The sequence below is a fragment of the Verrucosispora sp. CNZ293 genome, from assembly GCF_002754655.1.
Genome location: NZ_PEFR01000001.1, coordinates 3,711,386 through 3,727,293, shown reverse-complemented (window position 1 = coordinate 3,727,293; position 15,908 = coordinate 3,711,386). Strand labels below are relative to the sequence as shown.

The window sequence follows — 15,908 nt, the reverse complement described above, 5'->3', positions numbered from 1 at the left end:
TCGGAGGTTGCATTGCTGATCGTCGCCGGCACACTGCACGTCGACCCCGCCGAGCGGGACGACTACCTGGCCACCTGCGCCGAGATCGTTCGCCAGGCGCGCAAGGCGCCCGGTTGCCTCGACTTCGCCATCAGCCCGGACCTGACCGAGCCGGGGCGGATCAACGTGTACGAACGGTGGGAGTCCGAGGAACAACTGCTCGACTTCCGCGGCTCCGGCCCGGAACCGGAACAGCAGGTGGCGATCGTCGAGGCCGAGGTCAACAAGTTCCTGATCAGCGCGGTCGAGTCACCCTGATCGTCGGTTGAGCGGGCGCGGGGCCGGACGGGTCGGGGAGAACCCGCCCGGCCCCGCTTGGTGGTGGGCGTGTGTTGCAGCCCTCGTCTACCCCCACGACTGATCGGCGTACGAGTGGCCGGTTACGTCACAGCCGCCGGAACGGAAGGCGAACGGGGCAGAGCGAAACCGCCGTCTCGTCCGTATTGCTCCACCGATCGGGTAATTCACACCCTTCTGCCCGTGTCCATGCCGGTGCCCGCAGCCGTTAACACTGTGACACCCCATTTGGTGGCCTGCGGTTGGTGGCATGCGCGGCGAAGGAGTCGGCGTGGCAAGGACTGATTCGACGGGTTCGACATGGCGGTACCGGTGGGCGCGCCGGCAGAACGAGCGCCGGCTGCGGCTGTTCCGCAGCGCCGAGGGGACCTGGCGGCGACGCGACGACGAACTGCGCCGCCTGCGTACGCTCGCCGAGCAGTGTCAGGGCTCGGCCACGGCCGGCGACGGCCTCCCGCTGGAACTGACAGCCGACGAGGTCGTGCTGCGGGTGGTACCGGCCGCGCAGCTTGTGGAGATGCGGCACGACGCCGTGCTGCCCGCTCCCGACCTGACCGTCGGTGCGGCCACCGGTCGGCTGCGTCGACGCCTTCCCGACGGGGTCCGGGTCGCCGACGCCGGCATGGCGGTGATCACCAACCGGCGGTTGGTGCTGCTCGGCGGGCGAGGCCGGCGCGACTGGGCGTACGGCAGGATGACAGGTCTGGCGCACGACCCGCACGCGTCGGTCACTCTGATCCAGGTGCTGGACCGGCGGCGTGCCTCCGGGGTGCTGCTGCGCCCGGACGTGGCGGCCGAGTTCCGGTTCGTGCTCACCCTGGCCTTCGCCGACGCCATCGAGCAACGGCAGGCGGTCATCGACCAACTCGACGAGTTGATCAGCGAGCACGCCCGGCTGCGCCCGTCCCGGCCCGGCATCGCCACCCCCGGGCAGGCCCGGCTGTCGGCACTCATTCCCGGCGGCCGACGGACCGCCGTGGTCGCCGTCGCGCTCGCCGTGATGGTGCCGGTCGCCCTGGCCAACTCCGGCCCGTCCGACCCGACAAGCACCGAAACCGCTGTGGCCGCCACCCCCGCGTCCGCCGCAGCCAGCGCCTCGACGACACCGCGCGCCACCGGCTCAGCCAAGCCGCGCCGGGCCGTCCCGAAGCCCGAGCGGCGCTGCGGCGCCCCCGAGAACCCCATGGGTTACGACTTCTGCGGCGGGGACCGGGTCCGCGAACCCGCCCGCGAGGTGTGCGACCACTTCGACTGTGTGCCCGGGTTCTGGGAGGGACGCGGCTACCTGGTGCAGTGCGAGAACGGCAAGATCAGCCTGGCCGGCGGCAGCCCTCGGGCCTGCGGCCTGCACGGCGGCGTACGCGGCACCGTCTGGGACTGACCGGCCGCCTACCCGGGTGCGTGGCAGACCGCTTCGACGTTGTTGCCGTCCGGGTCGCGGACGAACACGCCGAAGTAGTCGGCGTGGTATTCCGGCCAGACGCGAGGCTCGTGCAGCACCCGCGCCCCGGCGGCCACCGCCGCGTCGTGGAACGCCCGCACCGAGGCGCGGTCGGGTGCGGTGAAGGCGATGTGGCTCTCCTGCCCCGTCGCCTCGGCGGGGGCCGGGCTGAGCCAGAAGTCCGGCTTGCCGCTGCCGTAACCGACGGCCTCGGGGTACTGCAACATCCGGCGGGCACCGAGCGCGGCCAGGACGGCGTCGTAGAACGTGATGCTGGCGTCGAGGTCACGGACCTGAATGCCGAGATGGTCGAGCATCTGCTGCCTCCGGCGCGCGGGAAGGGCTCGGACGAAACAGAGGCTAGGGCCCGGGTACGACAGGAGCCGAGGTTCGCCGTCGAGTCACCCGACGCGGCGGGGCGCGGCCACGGACGGCCGCGCCCCGCCCGGCAGGCGACGGGACACGATCAGGACGCGGGCGCCGCGTCGGCGGCCAGCCGTTCGGCCCGGCGCTGCCCCCACTCGCCCAGCGGGCCGAGCGCCTCGTTGAGCGACAGGCCGTGCTCGGTCAGGGAGTACTCCACTTTGGGTGGGACCTCGCGGTAGACCTCGCGGTGGACCAGACCGTCCTGCTCCATCTCCCGCAGATGCTGGATGAGCATCTTCTCGCTGACGCCTGGCAGGCCCCGTTTCAGCTCGCCGAACCGGCGGGTGCCGTGGTTGTCCAGCTCCCACAGGATCAGCGACTTCCACTTCCCCGACACCACGTCCATCGCCGCGTCGATCCCGCAGATGTACGGGCCGCACCTGTCGCCCGATGCCATGGATCCGCCTCCTCGGTAGTCGATCTTCATCACTTACCTTCAGGTAAGTATTGAACAAAATAGTGGGTACTTGCCCGCTCGATTGTGGTCGCCAAGCATGGTGATCGGCGCGCCCGTCGGATCACCGGACAGAGCAGAGGACCACCGAATGACAGTCAGCACCACCTTCCTGGGACTGGGCGCGATGGGCAGCGCGCTCGCGAGAACGGCGTCGGACGCCGGCCACCGGATCGTCTGTTGGAATCGCACAGGTCACCGGGCGCAGAGTCTCGGCGAGCAGGGCGCCGTCATCGCCGACAGCGTCGAGCAGGCGATCGTCGGTACGCGCACGGTCGTCGTCTGCCTCTTCGACGCCACCTCCGTACGGGACGTGCTCGAACCCGTGGCGGCCGGCCTGTCCGGTCGCACCGTGATCAACCTGACCACCACGACGCCGAATCAGTCCCGTGACCTCGCCCGCTGGGCCGGCGAGCGAGGCATCGACCTCCTCGACGGCGCGATCATGGCCGTCCCGGAGACGATCGGCGGCCCCGAGTCGGCGATCTTCTACAGCGGATCGGCGGAGAGCTTCGCGCAGCACCGACAACTGCTCGACCTGTGGGGCGAGAGCAGCTACCTCGGGCCGGACGCGGGCATGGCGGCGCTCTACGACACGGCGATGCTCGCCGGCATGTACGCGATGTTCGCCGGCTTCCTGCACGGCGCGGCGATGGTCGGCTCCGAGGGGGTGCCGGCCGGCGAGTTCGTCCGGCGGCAGGCGCCGTTCCTCGCCGCGATGACCGAGCAACTGGCCGACTACGCCGTGACCATCGACGAGCAGGACTACCTCGGGCCGGGCCAGCAGAGCCTGCGGTTCACCGAGACGGCCCTCAGCACGGTGATGCAGGCCAGCACCGGGCAGGGCGTCACCGACGAGGTGCTCAAGCCGGCGCACGACCTGGTCCGTCGGCAGCTCGCCGCCGGGTTCGGGGAGCACGGCACCGCCCGCATGTTCGAGGAACTGAGGAGTGTCCGATGAGCGGGAACAACGATCTCCGACCGGTGACCGTCATCGGTCTCGGGCCGATGGGGCAGGCAATGGCTGCCGCCCTGATCCGCGCCGGACATCCGGTCACGCTGTGGAACCGCACCCCGAGCCGGGCCGACGCGCTGGTCGCCGGGGGAGCCACCCTCGCGCCGACGCCGGCAGCCGCCGTGGCCGCAAGCGAACTGACGATCCTCAGCCTCACCGACTACCCGGCGATGTACGACATCCTCGGCCCGGTGGCGGACGATCCCGGGGCCCTGGCCGACCGCACCCTGGTCAACCTCAGCTCCGACACCCCCGACATCTCCCGCGAGGCGGCTGCCTGGGCCGCTGGTCACGGCGCGCGGTTCGTCACCGGCGGGGTGATGGTGCCCGCCCCCATGATCGGCACCGGGGACGCGTACGTCTTCTACAGCGGGCCCCGCGACACCTTCGACAGCAGCGAACCGGTGCTGCGCATCATCGGCGAACCGAGGTACCTGGGTGCCGATCCGGGGTTGGCGCAACTGTTCTACCAGGCGCACCTCGACGTCTTCCTCACCTGCCTGTCGAGCCTGCTGCACGCCACCGCACTCGTCACCGCGGCGGGCGTACCGGCGGCCGACTTCCTGCCCGGCGCGCTCACCACCCTCACCGACATCCCGGCGATGATCGGCGACGGCCTGGAGTTGGCGCGCGCACTGGAGGCCGGCGAGCACCCGGGCGACCTGAGCACGGCGCGGATGATGGGTGCCACGGCCGAGCACATCCTGCGGACCAGCGAGACAGCCGGCGTCGACACCGAGTTGCCGAAGGCGGTCAGGTCACACTACGAGCGGGCGGTCGCCGCCGGCCACGGCGACCAGGACTGGACCGCCCTGTACGAGGTGATCAGAGCGAGCGACTGACCCGGCTTCCGGCCGCACCCGTCGGGGCGGCCGGGGACGGCGCGGTCAAAGTGTGGCGCTGACCCGGCTTGCGGCCGTAACCGTCGGGGCGGCCGAGGGACGGCGGTCAGGGCGGGGCGCTGACCGGGCTTGCGGTCGTATCCGCTCCGGGCCGCCCGGGGACGGCGGTCAGGGCAGCTCCGCGGCGTGGTCGGCCAGGCGGGACAGGGCGGGTGTGGCGGCGCGCAGCCGCTCCCGGTCGGTCGTGTCGAGGCCGGCCAGGGCGGCGGCGAGCAGTTCGCGGCGGTGCTGTCCGTAGGCGGCGATGCGCTCGCACGCCACGTCGGTCAACTCCAACCGGACGGTACGCCGGTCGGCCGGATCCCGGTCCCGGCGCAGCAGGCCGGCGCTGGTCAGCTCGCCGACCAGGGTGCTCACCGTGTTCGCGGCGGTGCCCAGTCGCTCGGCGGCCTCCCGGACGCTGATCCCGGGCTGGCGCTGCACCAGCCGCAGCACCTCGACCTGCGCGTCCGGCAGGGCGGCCCGCCCGGTCCGCTGAATGGCCCGCCGGCGCAGCACCCGATGCAGGTCACTGAGGGCGGCACCGAGCTGGTCGAGCGTCTCGTCGGTCACAGTGCCGCCCTTCCACGCTGCAACACCTCTGTAGGCAGAGCTATCGTAGCCGGACGCCCCCGGCAGCCGGCCACGCCGTGGTGGCGCCGACCACCGAGGGGACACCGATGCCGCAGACCGACGTGCCCGTACGCCCGCCGGAGCGCATCACCCCACCCACCGGCCGCGCCGCACTCGCGCTGCTGGTGCTGCTCGGCTCGCTCACCGCGATCGGTCCGCTGTCGCTGGACACCTACCTCCCGGCGTTTCCCGGGATGACCCGCGACCTGGCCGCCAGCCAGGCCCAGATCCAGCTCTCCCTCACCACCTGCCTGATCGGCATGGCCCTGGGCCAACTCGTCACCGGCCCGCTCAGCGACCGCTGGGGACGACGCCTTCCGGTGCTTGTCGGCGTCGCCGCGTACACCCTGTTGTCGCTGGTCTGTGCTCTCGCGCCGTCGGCGGAGACGCTCGCGGTGGCCCGCTTCGCGCAGGGTTTCGCCGGTGGCATGGGCACCGTCGTCGCCCGCGCCGTCGTGCGTGACCTGTACTCCGGCCGGGCCGCCGCGAAATACTTCTCCCGACTCGTACTCATCTTCGGCATCGCGCCGATGGTCGCCCCCGCCCTCGGCAGCCTGGTGCTCAACGTCGGCGACTGGCGCACCATCTTCGTCGCCCTCGCCCTGGTCGGTGCCCTGCTCGCCACCGCCGTCGCGCTGCGGCTGCCGGAGACCCTGCCCGCCGAGCGGCGCAACACCGGTGGCCTGGCCGCGACCGCCGCCGCCGGCCGCGCCCTGCTCGCCGACCGCGTCTATCTCGGGTACGCGCTGACCCAGGGCCTCGCCTTCGCCGGCCTCTTCGCCTACCTCTCCGGCTCCTCGTTCGTCCTTCAGGACGTCTTCGGCCTCTCCGCCGGCACGTTCAGCATCATCTTCGGACTCAACGCGCTCTCCTTCGTCGCCGTCGGTCAGCTCAACGCCCGCCTGCTCGACCGCTACGATCCCCGACCACTGCTGGTCAGCGGCCTCGGTCTCGGCCTGATCGCCGCCCTCGGTGTGCTCGCCGGGGCACTGCTGAACAACCTGCCGGTGGTCATCGCCGCGCTCTTCGTCTTCCTCGGCTCGCTCGGCCTGGTGATGCCCAACGGCACCGCCCTCGCCCTGGACCGGCACGCCTCCCGCGCCGGCACCGCAGCGGCGCTGCTCGGCGGCATCCAGGCCGTCATCGCCGCCAGCGCCGCACCACTTGTCGGGCTGGGTGGCGAGGGCAGCGCACTCCCGATGGCCGTGGTACTCAGCGCCGCAGCCGCCGCCTCCCTGCTGATGCTGCTGACCCTCGCCCGCCCGGCCCGCGCCCGATAGCTCCGGCCACCTCGGCTGCGCTGACTATTGGGCTGGACTGCTGCCCGGCTGTTGGGCTGCGTCGGCTGTTTGGGGCTGCGGCTACTCGGCCTGCGCCGGCTACTCGGGCTGCGTCCGCTACTCGGGCTGCGGTTGCTGCGACTGCGGCTGTTCGGGCTGCTCCGACTCGTTGGCGAGGGCGGCGGCGAGCCGCTCCAGGAAGGCATCGACCTGCCCCATGTCGTAGCCACGCAGCGCGACGGTGAGCGTCGTCGGATCCAGCTCCGCGCTAACCGCCTGACGTTGCGCCCCAGTCCCCGAGGCGAGCACGTCCAGGCCCCGCAGGACCAGGTCGTCCACCATCCGCTTCTCATAGCCGCGCAGCGCCGTCTCGAAGACCGGCTCGGGGACACCCCGCTCACCTTGTCGGGCGTCGCTTCGGTCTTGCCGGGCGTCGGTGAAGCGACCACCGCTGACCCGGGTCAACTCGGCGGCCACCTCGTCTGCCGACTCCCGCACGTCGGCGAGGTCGAGCAGGACCAGAGCGGGCCGGCCGTCCACCGGGCTGCGGCCGGTGAGTGGCCTGTCGATCGTCGACCCGACGCCCGGGACCAGCAGCAACGACGGGGTGGGTGGTGTCGCGCCCGCTGCCCGCGCCGGCCGGTCCAGCACTATCGCCCCGATCTCGGCCCACGGCACCAACCGGTTGAGCCCGGCGACCCTCAGGTCCAGCCCGTCGGCGCCGATCCGGAACCGGAACGGCCGCAGCGACCGGGCGGTGATCCAACCACCCGTCAGCAGTGCGGCTCCGGCGAAGATCCAGACACCGGTCCCGGGAGAGTCCTTGCCCAGCAGCAGCGACACCCCGAACGCGAGCAGCAGCACCCCGAGTGCCAGCGAACGCCGATTCCTGCGCAGCTCCACAGCGACACCTCGATCATCTGAGCGGCCGTGCAGAGCATGCCACGCCCACGCAACCGACGCTGACCCCGCCCGCGCCGGCCCACCGTCGATCGCTGACGCTCAGTCGGACGGGGCGCCCTGGCCGCGCTGGTCGGGTGGGTTGCCTGGGTGGCGTCGGTCGTCCAGGTCCGGCCAGCGGGCGATCAGGACCGCGAGTTCGTCGAGTACCGCGTCCACAGCGGTGCGGTCGTAGCCCAGCTCACGGGTGGTCAACTCCCCCCGGGCCTCCTCGAAGCGCACCCTGGCCCCCCAGCGCGGCAGCCACTCGTCGATGAGCAGCCCGTCCCGCCCCTGTCGGATCAACTCGTCCACCCGGGCCGGGTCGTAGCCTCCCGGCCCGACTGCGAAGTCCAGCGACTCGAAGCGTGTGCGCCGGTGGTGGCGGACGTCGATGAAGCGGCTCCCGGCGAAGCGGGCCAGGGCTGCCGTCACCTCGTCCAACGACTGCGTGACGCCGTCGAGATCCAGCAGTACCAGCGCCGGCCGCCCGTCGATGGGGCTCTGCCCGTCGAACGGGCCGTCGATCGTCGAATCCGCCGCCGGCACCAGCAGCAGACCGGAGTAGGGAGGCTTCTTCACGTTGATCGTCGGCACATCCTGGTCGAGGATTATCGCGTCGATCTCGGTCCACGGCACCGCCCGGTTGAGCCCGGCAACCCGGACGGCCAGTCCGTTCGGCCCGATGTCGAATTTGAACGGCCGGCGTTCGGCGAGGACGATCCCGCCGCCGATCAGCAGGGCGAGAAGACCGATGATCCAGCCAATTACGGTGAGCTCGAAGCACCCCAGCAGGAACACGCCGGCCACGAAGAAGAACAGGCCGAGCACCAACGGGCCACGGCTTCTCCGCAACTCCACATCGACCCCCTCGAATCAATGAGGCGTTGGGGAGAGCATGACATGGGCCGACTGGTCGGGCTGTCCTCCCGGCGACTGTGATGCCAGGTGGGCCCGGCGGCCTGTCCCGAAGGCCGTCCGGTGCGCCCGCAGCGGAGGTGGTCAGGCCGTGCCGAAGTCGGGGACGGTGATGGTGCCGTCCGCGGCGATCGGGAAGCCCGGATTCCAGGCGATCTCCCAGAGGTGACCGTCCGGGTCGGTGAAGTAGCCGGCGTACCCGCCGTATGAGGTGTCCCGGGCCGGTTGGGTGACCACGGCACCGGCCTGGGCGGCGGCGGCCATCAGCTGGTCCACCTCGGCGCGCTCGCGTACGTTGTGGGCCAGCGCCACCCCGGCGAACCCGGCGGCGCCCCGGTCCTCGACACCGGCGTCCTCGGCCAGCGACTGTCGCGCCCACAGCACCACGGCCAGCCCGCCGGCCTGGAAGAACACCGTCTGCTCGACCTCCTGGCCCTGCCAGCCGAGCTGCCGGTAGAAGTCGCGGGACCGGGCCAGGTCGGCGACGCCGAGCGTGATCAGGCTGAGTCGCTGTTCCATGGCAGCAAGGTAACCCGGATATGCGACGGCTACCCGAGGGGGACCTGGACGGCGACGTCGTGTTTCGGGTAGAGCGAGGCGATCTGGTCGGCACCGTACTTGTCGCGGAACATCGCCACGACGTGGTCGACCCGGTCGGCCTCGGTGATCGGGGTGGCGCTCGAACTCAACGCGGTGCCGTTGACGGCCAACTGGACCATCGGGGTCTGCTGGACGTTCTTGTACCACTGACTGTCCGAGCCGGTCACCGGCACCAGGAACACGTTGTCGTCCTCCTGCACGAACCACACCGGCTGGGTGATCTGCCGCCCGCTCCTGCGGCCGGTCACGGTCAGCTCGACCTCCTGTACGCCATCAAGTGCGTCACCTATCGCGTTGGTCATGGTTCCCCCGCTGCTCGCCCCCGACGATGCCTCTGCTGGTCAGGCTAGGGACCGACGCCGCTCCGCGTCACCGGATCCGGCAGCTTCGACCAGCCGAAACAGAGAACTCCCGGTGCCGCGTCGCGCGACACCGGGAGTTCCTGATCAGGTCAGCTCAGCGGTGCGCCCCCGGGCTGCACCACGTTGTTCACCGTCAGGGTGTACGGCGCGTACTGCGTGACCTGCTCGGTCGGCTCGTCGTACGCGACGATGGCGACCACCTTCGGGAAGGCGGTCAGCAGCGCCGTCTGGATCAGACCGAGGGTGAAGCCGGACTTGCCGTCGACCTCGACCTGGTAGGCCAGCTTGAGCTTCTCGTCGATGCCGACGAACCTGACGTTCCAGTTCGCCACCGGCGTCGGGTTGATCTCCGACGGCGAGTCGAACGGCTCCAGGCTCGAACCGTCGCTGACAAGCGTGCCGCCGACCGAGATGTCGTCGATCAGCAGACCGCCCTCGTTGACCCCGCCGTCGCTGACGTACCGGAAGCTGACAAGCACGTCCTGCCCGGCGTACGCGGACAGGTCGAACGAGTGCGGCTCGAAGCCGTCGGTGGTGCCGTTCAGCGCCGGGCCGAGCGGACCGGCGACGGTCTCCTCACCGGGGATGACGGTGTAGGTCTCACCACCGTCGGTGGAGACGCTGACGTAGCCGTAGTCGTAGCCGGCCTCGGCACCGTACTTCGCCAGGAAGGTGAGCGTCGGGTCGGCGGCCGGCACGGTCACCTCGGTGACCGCCGCGACGTCCAGGCTGTTGCCGTTGCCCGACCACAGCACCGGGTTGCCGCTCCGGTCCGGGTCGTTGCTGACGACCTGCCAGGCCAACGGGACCGCCGGCAGCGTCTTCGCGCCCTGGAACTTGATCGAACGCAGGTCGCCCCGGCTCAACGGCTTGCCGTTGGCCTTCTGCAAGGTGACGTAGTCGGCACCGTTCGGTGCCGCGCCGCCGGCCGCGAACGAGGCCGGGTTGGCCAGGTTCACCGTGGCGTCGAGGCTGGCCGTGGTGACCCGGCGCTTGTCCACCCCGAGCATGACGCCCAGCTTGGAGTTCCCGACGATCCGGTCCACCAGGTTCATCGTCTGGTAGTCGTGGATCACCTTGTACATGTCCTTGACGCCCTCGGCCTTCAACGCCGCCTCAAGGCTGGCGAAGCCCTGAAGCTCACCGTCGCGGTGCAGCCGCGAGATGAAGTCCAGACCGTAGCGGTCGTACAGGAACAGCACGAACGAGTAGACGTTGCCGTAGTCGGCGAGCACCCCACTTGAGGTACTGCCCTCGTTCCACAGGTTTATCGAGTTCTCCGGGCCGCCGCAGTCCCGTGGATTCGTGTTGTAATCCGTCTGGACGATGCCGAAGCCCTGGAAACAGTAGATGTGGCTGTCCGTGCCGGGCTCGTCGACCCGGGCCGTGGCGTCGACGTACCCGGCGAGGGTCTGCACGAAGTCGGAGAGACCCTCGTTCAGCCAGGTCGTCTCGAACGGGTCGGTGTAGTAGTGCGCCAGGTGCTGCCACTCGTGGATGAACGTGCCCTCGTACAGCTGCGGGCGGGCCGGCCGGCTGGTGCACAGGTCGTCGGTCGGCTCGTTCGGCGGGTTCGCGCCGGTGCGGTGCGCCCAGTCGAACGCGTCGACAGTCATGATGTTGCGGTCGAGCAGCTCGTTGAAGAGCGAGAAGTGGAACCCGGCGATGTAGCTCGGGGCCGCCGGGAAGTCGTAGAAGTTGTCGTCGCGTACGTTGTCGACGAGCGTGACCGTCCGGTTGCCGGCACCGGTGAAGTCCCCGTCGATCTGCGCGTTGCTGCCGTCCCGCTCCGGCGGGGTGCTGAACGCGGCAGTCGACTTCGGGTACATGTTCGTGTCGAACTCGTTGACCAGGCCCGCGACCTGCTCGTCGGTGACCACAGTCGAGTTCGGGACCTGCCGGCGGCAGTCACCCTCCGGGAACTCCGTGTCGTTGGCGACCCACACCTCGATGTTGTCGCCCACGCCGCGCAGCGTGTAGTCCTTCAGGTAGATGATGCCCTGGTAGTCGTCGAGCGCGAGCCACTGCCGGACCGTACCGACCGGCGGCGTGTCGGCCGCCGCGGCCTTCGACCGGGCCTGGGTACGCGGCTGATACTGGGTCGGGGCCTCCAGGCGCTGGCCGTTGAAGGTGAAGTCCTTGCGGGTCAGCTCCCGGACATCGCTGGCGATCCCGGTGGCCGGCGCCGGTACCGGCTTGACGGTCGCGGCCTCCGGGGTGGCCGAGGCCGGAGCCGGCTGGGCGATAACGAAGAACGGTAGGACGATGGCGCTGGCTGCTATCCCCGCGAAGCGGCGTCGTGCCACGAAACCTCCTCATAGGTGGAAGACCACCCGCCCCAGGGTCGCCCAGGCACCGGTGGATCTACGCACGCTGATCGAGCGTCCCCGTATCCTGTGCACGTCGCCCCCGATCAGGCAACCCTTCACCGCCATCGATCAGCAAGAACAAACCAGTTGACCGCCTCTGGCTGTGTTAGTAGGCGTCGCCCAAGCTGTCGTTAGCGCCAGGCTCAGAAACCAGACGAGCGGTACCACCAGCAGCTTGACGGACAACTGTACGAGCACAAATCATTCGGACACCGCTTGGGTGAACGGACATTCCATTCGGAAAAGTGTCAAGTTGCGCTGGATGGTCCACGAACCCATAGCGCTTTAATGGAGAAACCGACCGAATCAGCCTAGCCGACACGACCGGTGATGATGTTATCGACGCGACGCTACCCGTGGAACGTTAACGCCGATGGTACAACGTTCTGCTGGCGAGTTGTGTTTGCCTGACACGGGCGCGCGGGTGCCCATTGGTCATGGTGCTGACCGATGGACACCCGCATTTGCTCTCTAGGCCGTGATCGAGAGTGACTCGCTTCGTTGTCGGTCAGCTTCGCCTCAACGTTTGGGTGCCTCGACTATCGGCAACCGACGAACCGACCGTCCTGACGGCACTGCATGTCGAACTCAAAGACGTAGGCGGCTTGGTCTGCTGTTATGCGTTCACTGACGCGCTGCATCCTACGTTTCTCTCGCATACGTAGAACCAGTCAACGCCGACGCTAAAGCTTGCGCTGCCGCCGCCAGAGCTGCAGCCGTTTGGATCACCGACGGTTTGAGAGGTGCCATTATTGAGCCAGAAGAATCCGTAAACTCCGTTGTTGTCGCACTCTTTGTCGTGAACTTCCACGAAGGTGTGACCCGAGGAAACGCTTGCGTAGTCGGAGCCGTGATAAGCTACGGCGACATGTGCCTGTGCTGGCGATGACCAAATTCCTAGCATCAGCGGAATGCTGATCAGGGCAGTCAGGGTCAGTCGGAATTTGGGTAGACGCATCTACTCCCCCGCTTTCGATCGTGGCTGTGGTGCAGAATGCTACGGCGTCCAGTCTCCTGCGTCAATGGCTGTTCGCGAGCGATTGCCTACAACGTGCTGCGCGGATTTCCGATCTGTCCGGTGCGCAGCATGCAATAGTGGGGCGTGAAGCGCAGGGTTCAGCCTCGCCCTGCCCCGTTGGTGAGGGCGTCCGGTGTGATCATCAGTTGATGAAGGCCGTCGTCAGGCGGCGATGGCGCGGGCGGCGGCGTACATGTCGGCGGGCAGCGGGTGCCTCAGCTCCCAGGTGACCCGCATTGGGTGGTCGCCGGTGTGCTCCTGGTACGTCATCGGTCCGGCGTACAGGTAGGCCGGTGCGCCCAGGTCACGGTCCGGCACCCGGGTTTCCCGCACGAAGAGATGCACCGTGGAGCCCCGCTCGGCGTGGTGGATGTAGCGTTGCCCCGTCGCTGATGCCGACGAGGTGGTGCTCTGCGACTCCCACTGGAACAGGGTGTCGGTGATGGCCCGATCGGCGTACATCGTGGTGGGGGAGTAGTGCTGCTCGGATTTGACCAGGGTGACGAAGAAGATGTCGGCCCTGGCGTCCGGCAGCCACTTCACCCCTTCCCGCAGCGACCCCGGGTTCGGCATGCCGAAGGCGGCACACGCCTCGTTGCGGCTGTACCGGGCGTGCACGTTCAGCGGCAGCCCGTCGACCGGCATCGTCACCCGGTGGATGCGGTCGCGCAGCACCTCGGCCACCTGCCGCAGCTCCGCGCAGCGCGCCCGCTCGGCCCGGAGCCGCGCCAGCCGTTCCTCACGCTGGCTCAGTGACGCGTTCGGCCCCCACAGGTCGAAGTGCAGCATGTCCCAGAGCCGCCCGTCCGCCGGCCGCTCGCCGGCCGCCACCCGGGCCAGCAGGTCGAGCCGGTCCGGATCGTCCAGGTGCAGCAACCGCCCGATGGCCCGGCCCAACTCGCGGTCATCCGCGCCGCCCGGCGAGCTTTCCAGCCCGGCGAGCCGCCGCAGCCCGGTCCACCCGCCGACGCTCGCCGACCGGTAGACGTCCTCGATCTCCACGCCGGCCTCACGCAGGAATTCGCCCAGGCTTACATCCCCGAGCAGCCGCAACTCCTTCGCCAGCCCGGTCTTCGAGGTCGGCATAGCCGAGCGCAGGTTGGCCAGCACGATGTCCTTGGCCACTCGGTCGAGCTGGATGTGGCAGCCGCTCGGCAGGGACGGGAAGTCGTCGCGTACCGCCTCGGTTATCGCGCGGCGGCTGACCCCGGTCAGAGCCCGCCAGCGTAGGTCGAAGCGGAAGTTGGCATGCTGCCCGCCGATGAAGTCGAGCACGGTTAGGCATGGTTTGTCGTCGTCCAGACGCAGCCCACGGCCCAGCTGCTGAAGAAAGATCGTGGCGCTCTCGGTCGGCCGCAGCATCAGGATCGTGTCGACCATCGGCAGGTCGACACCCTCGTTGAACAGGTCGACTGTGAACAGCACCTTGACCGTGCCGTCCCTGAACTCCCTGAGCAGCGCCTGCCGCCCGGCGGCATCGACGCGAGACGTGATCGCCGCCGACGGCACGCCATGCCTGCCGAACCAGTCGGCCATGAACTCGGCGTGCCCGATGCTCACGCAGAACCCGAGCGCCCGCATGCGGTCGACGTCGACGCTGTCCCGTACCGCCCGCAGCACCATCCGCGCCCGCGCGTCGTTGCCGGTGTAGACGCCGTCCAGCTCCGCCGGGTCGTACCCCTGCCCGCGCTTCCACCGAAGCTGCGACAGGTCGACATCGTCGTGCAGCCCGAAATACTGGAACGGCGCGAGCAGTTGCCGCTCCAACGCCTCCCACAGGTGCAGCTCCACTGCGGCGCGACCATCGAACCACCGCCGCACGTCACCGCCGTCACTGCGGTCGGGCGTCGCCGTCAATCCCAGCAGTACGCGCGGCTTCAGCCGCTCCAACAATCGGGCGTACGTCGGCGCTTCCGCGTGATGGAACTCGTCGACAATCACCATGTCGTACGCCTCGGGGTCGATCTCCCGCCGGTGCAGCGACTGGATCGAGGCGAAGACGTGCCGCCAGTGCTGCGGCTCCCGGCCCCCGACAAGCGTTTCGCCGAAGCTACCGTCCCCCAAGACCTGCCGGAACGTCGCCAGGCTCTGCCGCAGGATCTGCTCCTGATGCGCCACGAACAGCAACGAGTCGACGGCCTTCTCCCGGTGCAACCGGCGATAGTCGAGCGCCGCCACCACCGTCTTTCCGGTACCGGTGGCCATCACCACCAGGTTCCGCCAGCGGCCGTGGACCTTCCGCTCGGCGTCCAGGTCGGCAAGCACCTCGGCCTGGTACGGGTACGGCCGCACATCCAGGTTGGCGATCTGCGTCGGTGCTTCGTCGCGCCGCTCCCCGCGCAGCGCGGTGCGGAGTCGCTCGGCGTCCCTGCCGGGGTCGTAGCCCTCGAACGCCGGATCGTGCCAGTAGTCCTCGAAGGTGGCGGTGAACGTGTCGATGACGTAGGGCTGCTCGATGTTGGAGATCCTGACGTTCCACTCCAACCCGTCGACAAGCGCCGCCTTCGACAGGTTCGACGACCCGACGTACGCGGTGGTCATGCCGTTGTTGCGACGGAACAGCCACGCTTTGGCGTGCAGCCGGGTGGTCCGCGTCTCGTAGGAGATCTTGATGTCTGCGCCGAGTTCGGCGAGGCGGTCGAGGGCGCGTTGGTCGGTCGCCCCGAGGTACGTCGTAGTGATGACCCGGAGACGGCCACCTCGGTCGATCAGGTCGCGGATGGCCGGCTCGATGATGCGCAAGCCGTGCCACTTGATGAAGGCGCAGAGCAGGTCGACGGACTCTGCGGAGGCCATCTCGTGGGTGACCTCGTGACCGATGCGCGGCTGGTGCCGGCCGTTTACCAGCAGTGCGCCGGTGGAGAGTGGGGTGGTGGGGCGCGGCGGAAAGTTGGGTTGCGCGGGTGGTTTCGGCGGGGCCGCGATGGCGTGTAGCAGGCGCTGAGCATCGGCGACCTGGTCATTGGCTCCGACTGCACGCGGCTCCAGGGAGGCGATGTACTCCGCAATGCGGTTGACGAAGTCGACCTGGCGGACGATTTTGTCATCGCCACCACCGACCGCCAGCAGCGCTCGACGGGCCAAAGCGGCGATGTGCATGGAGAGCAGGTCGTGCGCGTCGGCGGCGTCGAGTTTGGCATGCTGAGCCAGGCTCGCGTCCACCTGCTGGAGCCGCCCGACCAAGCCCTTAGTCAGTATGTGCTCGTAGATGCCGGGAGCATGATCAGCCACAGTGG

The 15,908-nt window shown here is 69.3% G+C and carries 14 protein-coding genes; 5 read left to right on the top strand and 9 right to left on the bottom strand.

The features are described from left to right. The first annotated feature begins 12 nt into the window (after positions 1–12). Positions 13–297 (top strand): antibiotic biosynthesis monooxygenase, encoded by a 285-nt coding sequence (locus tag CLT74_RS16905; protein ID WP_099847401.1) that lies wholly within the window; start codon positions 13–15, stop codon positions 295–297. A gap of 310 nt (positions 298–607) precedes the next feature. Then, entirely contained in the window at positions 608–1,717 is a 1,110-nt protein-coding gene (locus tag CLT74_RS16900; RefSeq protein WP_099852184.1) for a hypothetical protein, read from the top strand. A gap of 8 nt (positions 1,718–1,725) precedes the next feature. On the opposite strand, the gene CLT74_RS16895 is transcribed toward CLT74_RS16900, so the two are convergent. Together CLT74_RS16895 and CLT74_RS16890 are read right to left on the bottom strand one after the other, a co-directional pair. Next, positions 1,726–2,094, bottom strand: a complete 369-nt coding sequence (locus tag CLT74_RS16895; RefSeq protein WP_099847400.1) for a VOC family protein — start codon at positions 2,092–2,094, stop codon at positions 1,726–1,728. Positions 2,095–2,243: 149 nt separating this feature from the next. Beyond that, positions 2,244–2,600, bottom strand: a complete 357-nt coding sequence (locus CLT74_RS16890; protein WP_099852181.1) for a winged helix-turn-helix transcriptional regulator — start codon at positions 2,598–2,600, stop codon at positions 2,244–2,246. Between the two features lie 148 nt (positions 2,601–2,748). On the opposite strand from CLT74_RS16890, the gene CLT74_RS16885 reads away from it, so the two are divergent. Both CLT74_RS16885 and CLT74_RS16880 read left to right on the top strand, forming a co-directional pair. Next, on the top strand, positions 2,749–3,618 hold the full coding sequence (locus CLT74_RS16885; RefSeq protein ID WP_099847399.1) for an imine reductase family protein: 870 nt from the start codon (positions 2,749–2,751) through the stop codon (positions 3,616–3,618). Next, on the top strand, positions 3,615–4,514 hold the full coding sequence (locus CLT74_RS16880) for an imine reductase family protein (RefSeq protein WP_099847398.1): 900 nt from the start codon (positions 3,615–3,617) through the stop codon (positions 4,512–4,514). The genes CLT74_RS16885 and CLT74_RS16880 overlap by 4 nt, the downstream gene beginning before the upstream one ends. Positions 4,515–4,682: 168 nt before the next feature. Here the strand turns inward: CLT74_RS16880 and CLT74_RS16875 are convergent, their stop codons facing one another. After that, positions 4,683–5,126 (bottom strand): winged helix-turn-helix domain-containing protein, encoded by a 444-nt coding sequence (locus CLT74_RS16875; RefSeq protein WP_099847397.1) that lies wholly within the window; start codon positions 5,124–5,126, stop codon positions 4,683–4,685. Between the two features lie 107 nt (positions 5,127–5,233). On the opposite strand from CLT74_RS16875, the gene CLT74_RS16870 reads away from it, so the two are divergent. Next, entirely contained in the window at positions 5,234–6,466 is a 1,233-nt protein-coding gene (locus tag CLT74_RS16870) for a multidrug effflux MFS transporter (protein ID WP_099852179.1), read from the top strand. 117 nt (positions 6,467–6,583) lie between these two features. Here the strand turns inward: CLT74_RS16870 and CLT74_RS16865 are convergent, their stop codons facing one another. The 6 genes from CLT74_RS16865 to CLT74_RS16840 form a co-directional block, all read right to left on the bottom strand. Further along, entirely contained in the window at positions 6,584–7,369 is a 786-nt protein-coding gene (locus CLT74_RS16865) for a DivIVA domain-containing protein (protein ID WP_099847396.1), read from the bottom strand. Positions 7,370–7,468: 99 nt separating this feature from the next. Next, positions 7,469–8,266 (bottom strand): hypothetical protein, encoded by a 798-nt coding sequence (locus CLT74_RS16860; protein WP_143697176.1) that lies wholly within the window; start codon positions 8,264–8,266, stop codon positions 7,469–7,471. 141 nt (positions 8,267–8,407) lie between these two features. Next, on the bottom strand, positions 8,408–8,842 hold the full coding sequence (locus CLT74_RS16855) for a VOC family protein (RefSeq protein WP_099847394.1): 435 nt from the start codon (positions 8,840–8,842) through the stop codon (positions 8,408–8,410). 29 nt (positions 8,843–8,871) lie between these two features. Beyond that, positions 8,872–9,225, bottom strand: coding sequence for a nitroreductase/quinone reductase family protein (locus CLT74_RS16850; RefSeq protein WP_099847393.1), 354 nt, complete (start codon positions 9,223–9,225; stop codon positions 8,872–8,874). A gap of 149 nt (positions 9,226–9,374) precedes the next feature. Next, a complete protein-coding gene (locus tag CLT74_RS16845) occupies positions 9,375–11,591 on the bottom strand; it encodes a choice-of-anchor J domain-containing protein (RefSeq protein WP_486582360.1) in 2,217 nt (738 codons plus the stop codon). A gap of 1,243 nt (positions 11,592–12,834) precedes the next feature. Beyond that, complete coding sequence (locus CLT74_RS16840) at positions 12,835–15,903, bottom strand: DEAD/DEAH box helicase (protein WP_099847392.1); 3,069 nt, start codon at positions 15,901–15,903, stop codon at positions 12,835–12,837. Positions 15,904–15,908 lie beyond the last annotated feature (5 nt).

Bases quoted from the DNA above. Each gene is read 5' to 3' on its own strand.
- CLT74_RS16895 (WP_099847400.1), bottom strand. From the start codon at position 2,094: ATGCTCGACCATCTCGGCATTCAGGTCCGTGACCTCGACGCCAGCATC.
- CLT74_RS16890 (WP_099852181.1), bottom strand. From the start codon at position 2,600: ATGGCATCGGGCGACAGGTGCGGCCCGTACATCTGCGGGATCGACGCG.
- CLT74_RS16885 (WP_099847399.1), top strand. From the start codon at position 2,749: ATGACAGTCAGCACCACCTTCCTGGGACTGGGCGCGATGGGCAGCGCG.
- CLT74_RS16880 (WP_099847398.1), top strand. From the start codon at position 3,615: ATGAGCGGGAACAACGATCTCCGACCGGTGACCGTCATCGGTCTCGGG.
- CLT74_RS16870 (WP_099852179.1), top strand. From the start codon at position 5,234: ATGCCGCAGACCGACGTGCCCGTACGCCCGCCGGAGCGCATCACCCCA.
- CLT74_RS16855 (WP_099847394.1), bottom strand. From the start codon at position 8,842: ATGGAACAGCGACTCAGCCTGATCACGCTCGGCGTCGCCGACCTGGCC.
- CLT74_RS16850 (WP_099847393.1), bottom strand. From the start codon at position 9,225: ATGACCAACGCGATAGGTGACGCACTTGATGGCGTACAGGAGGTCGAG.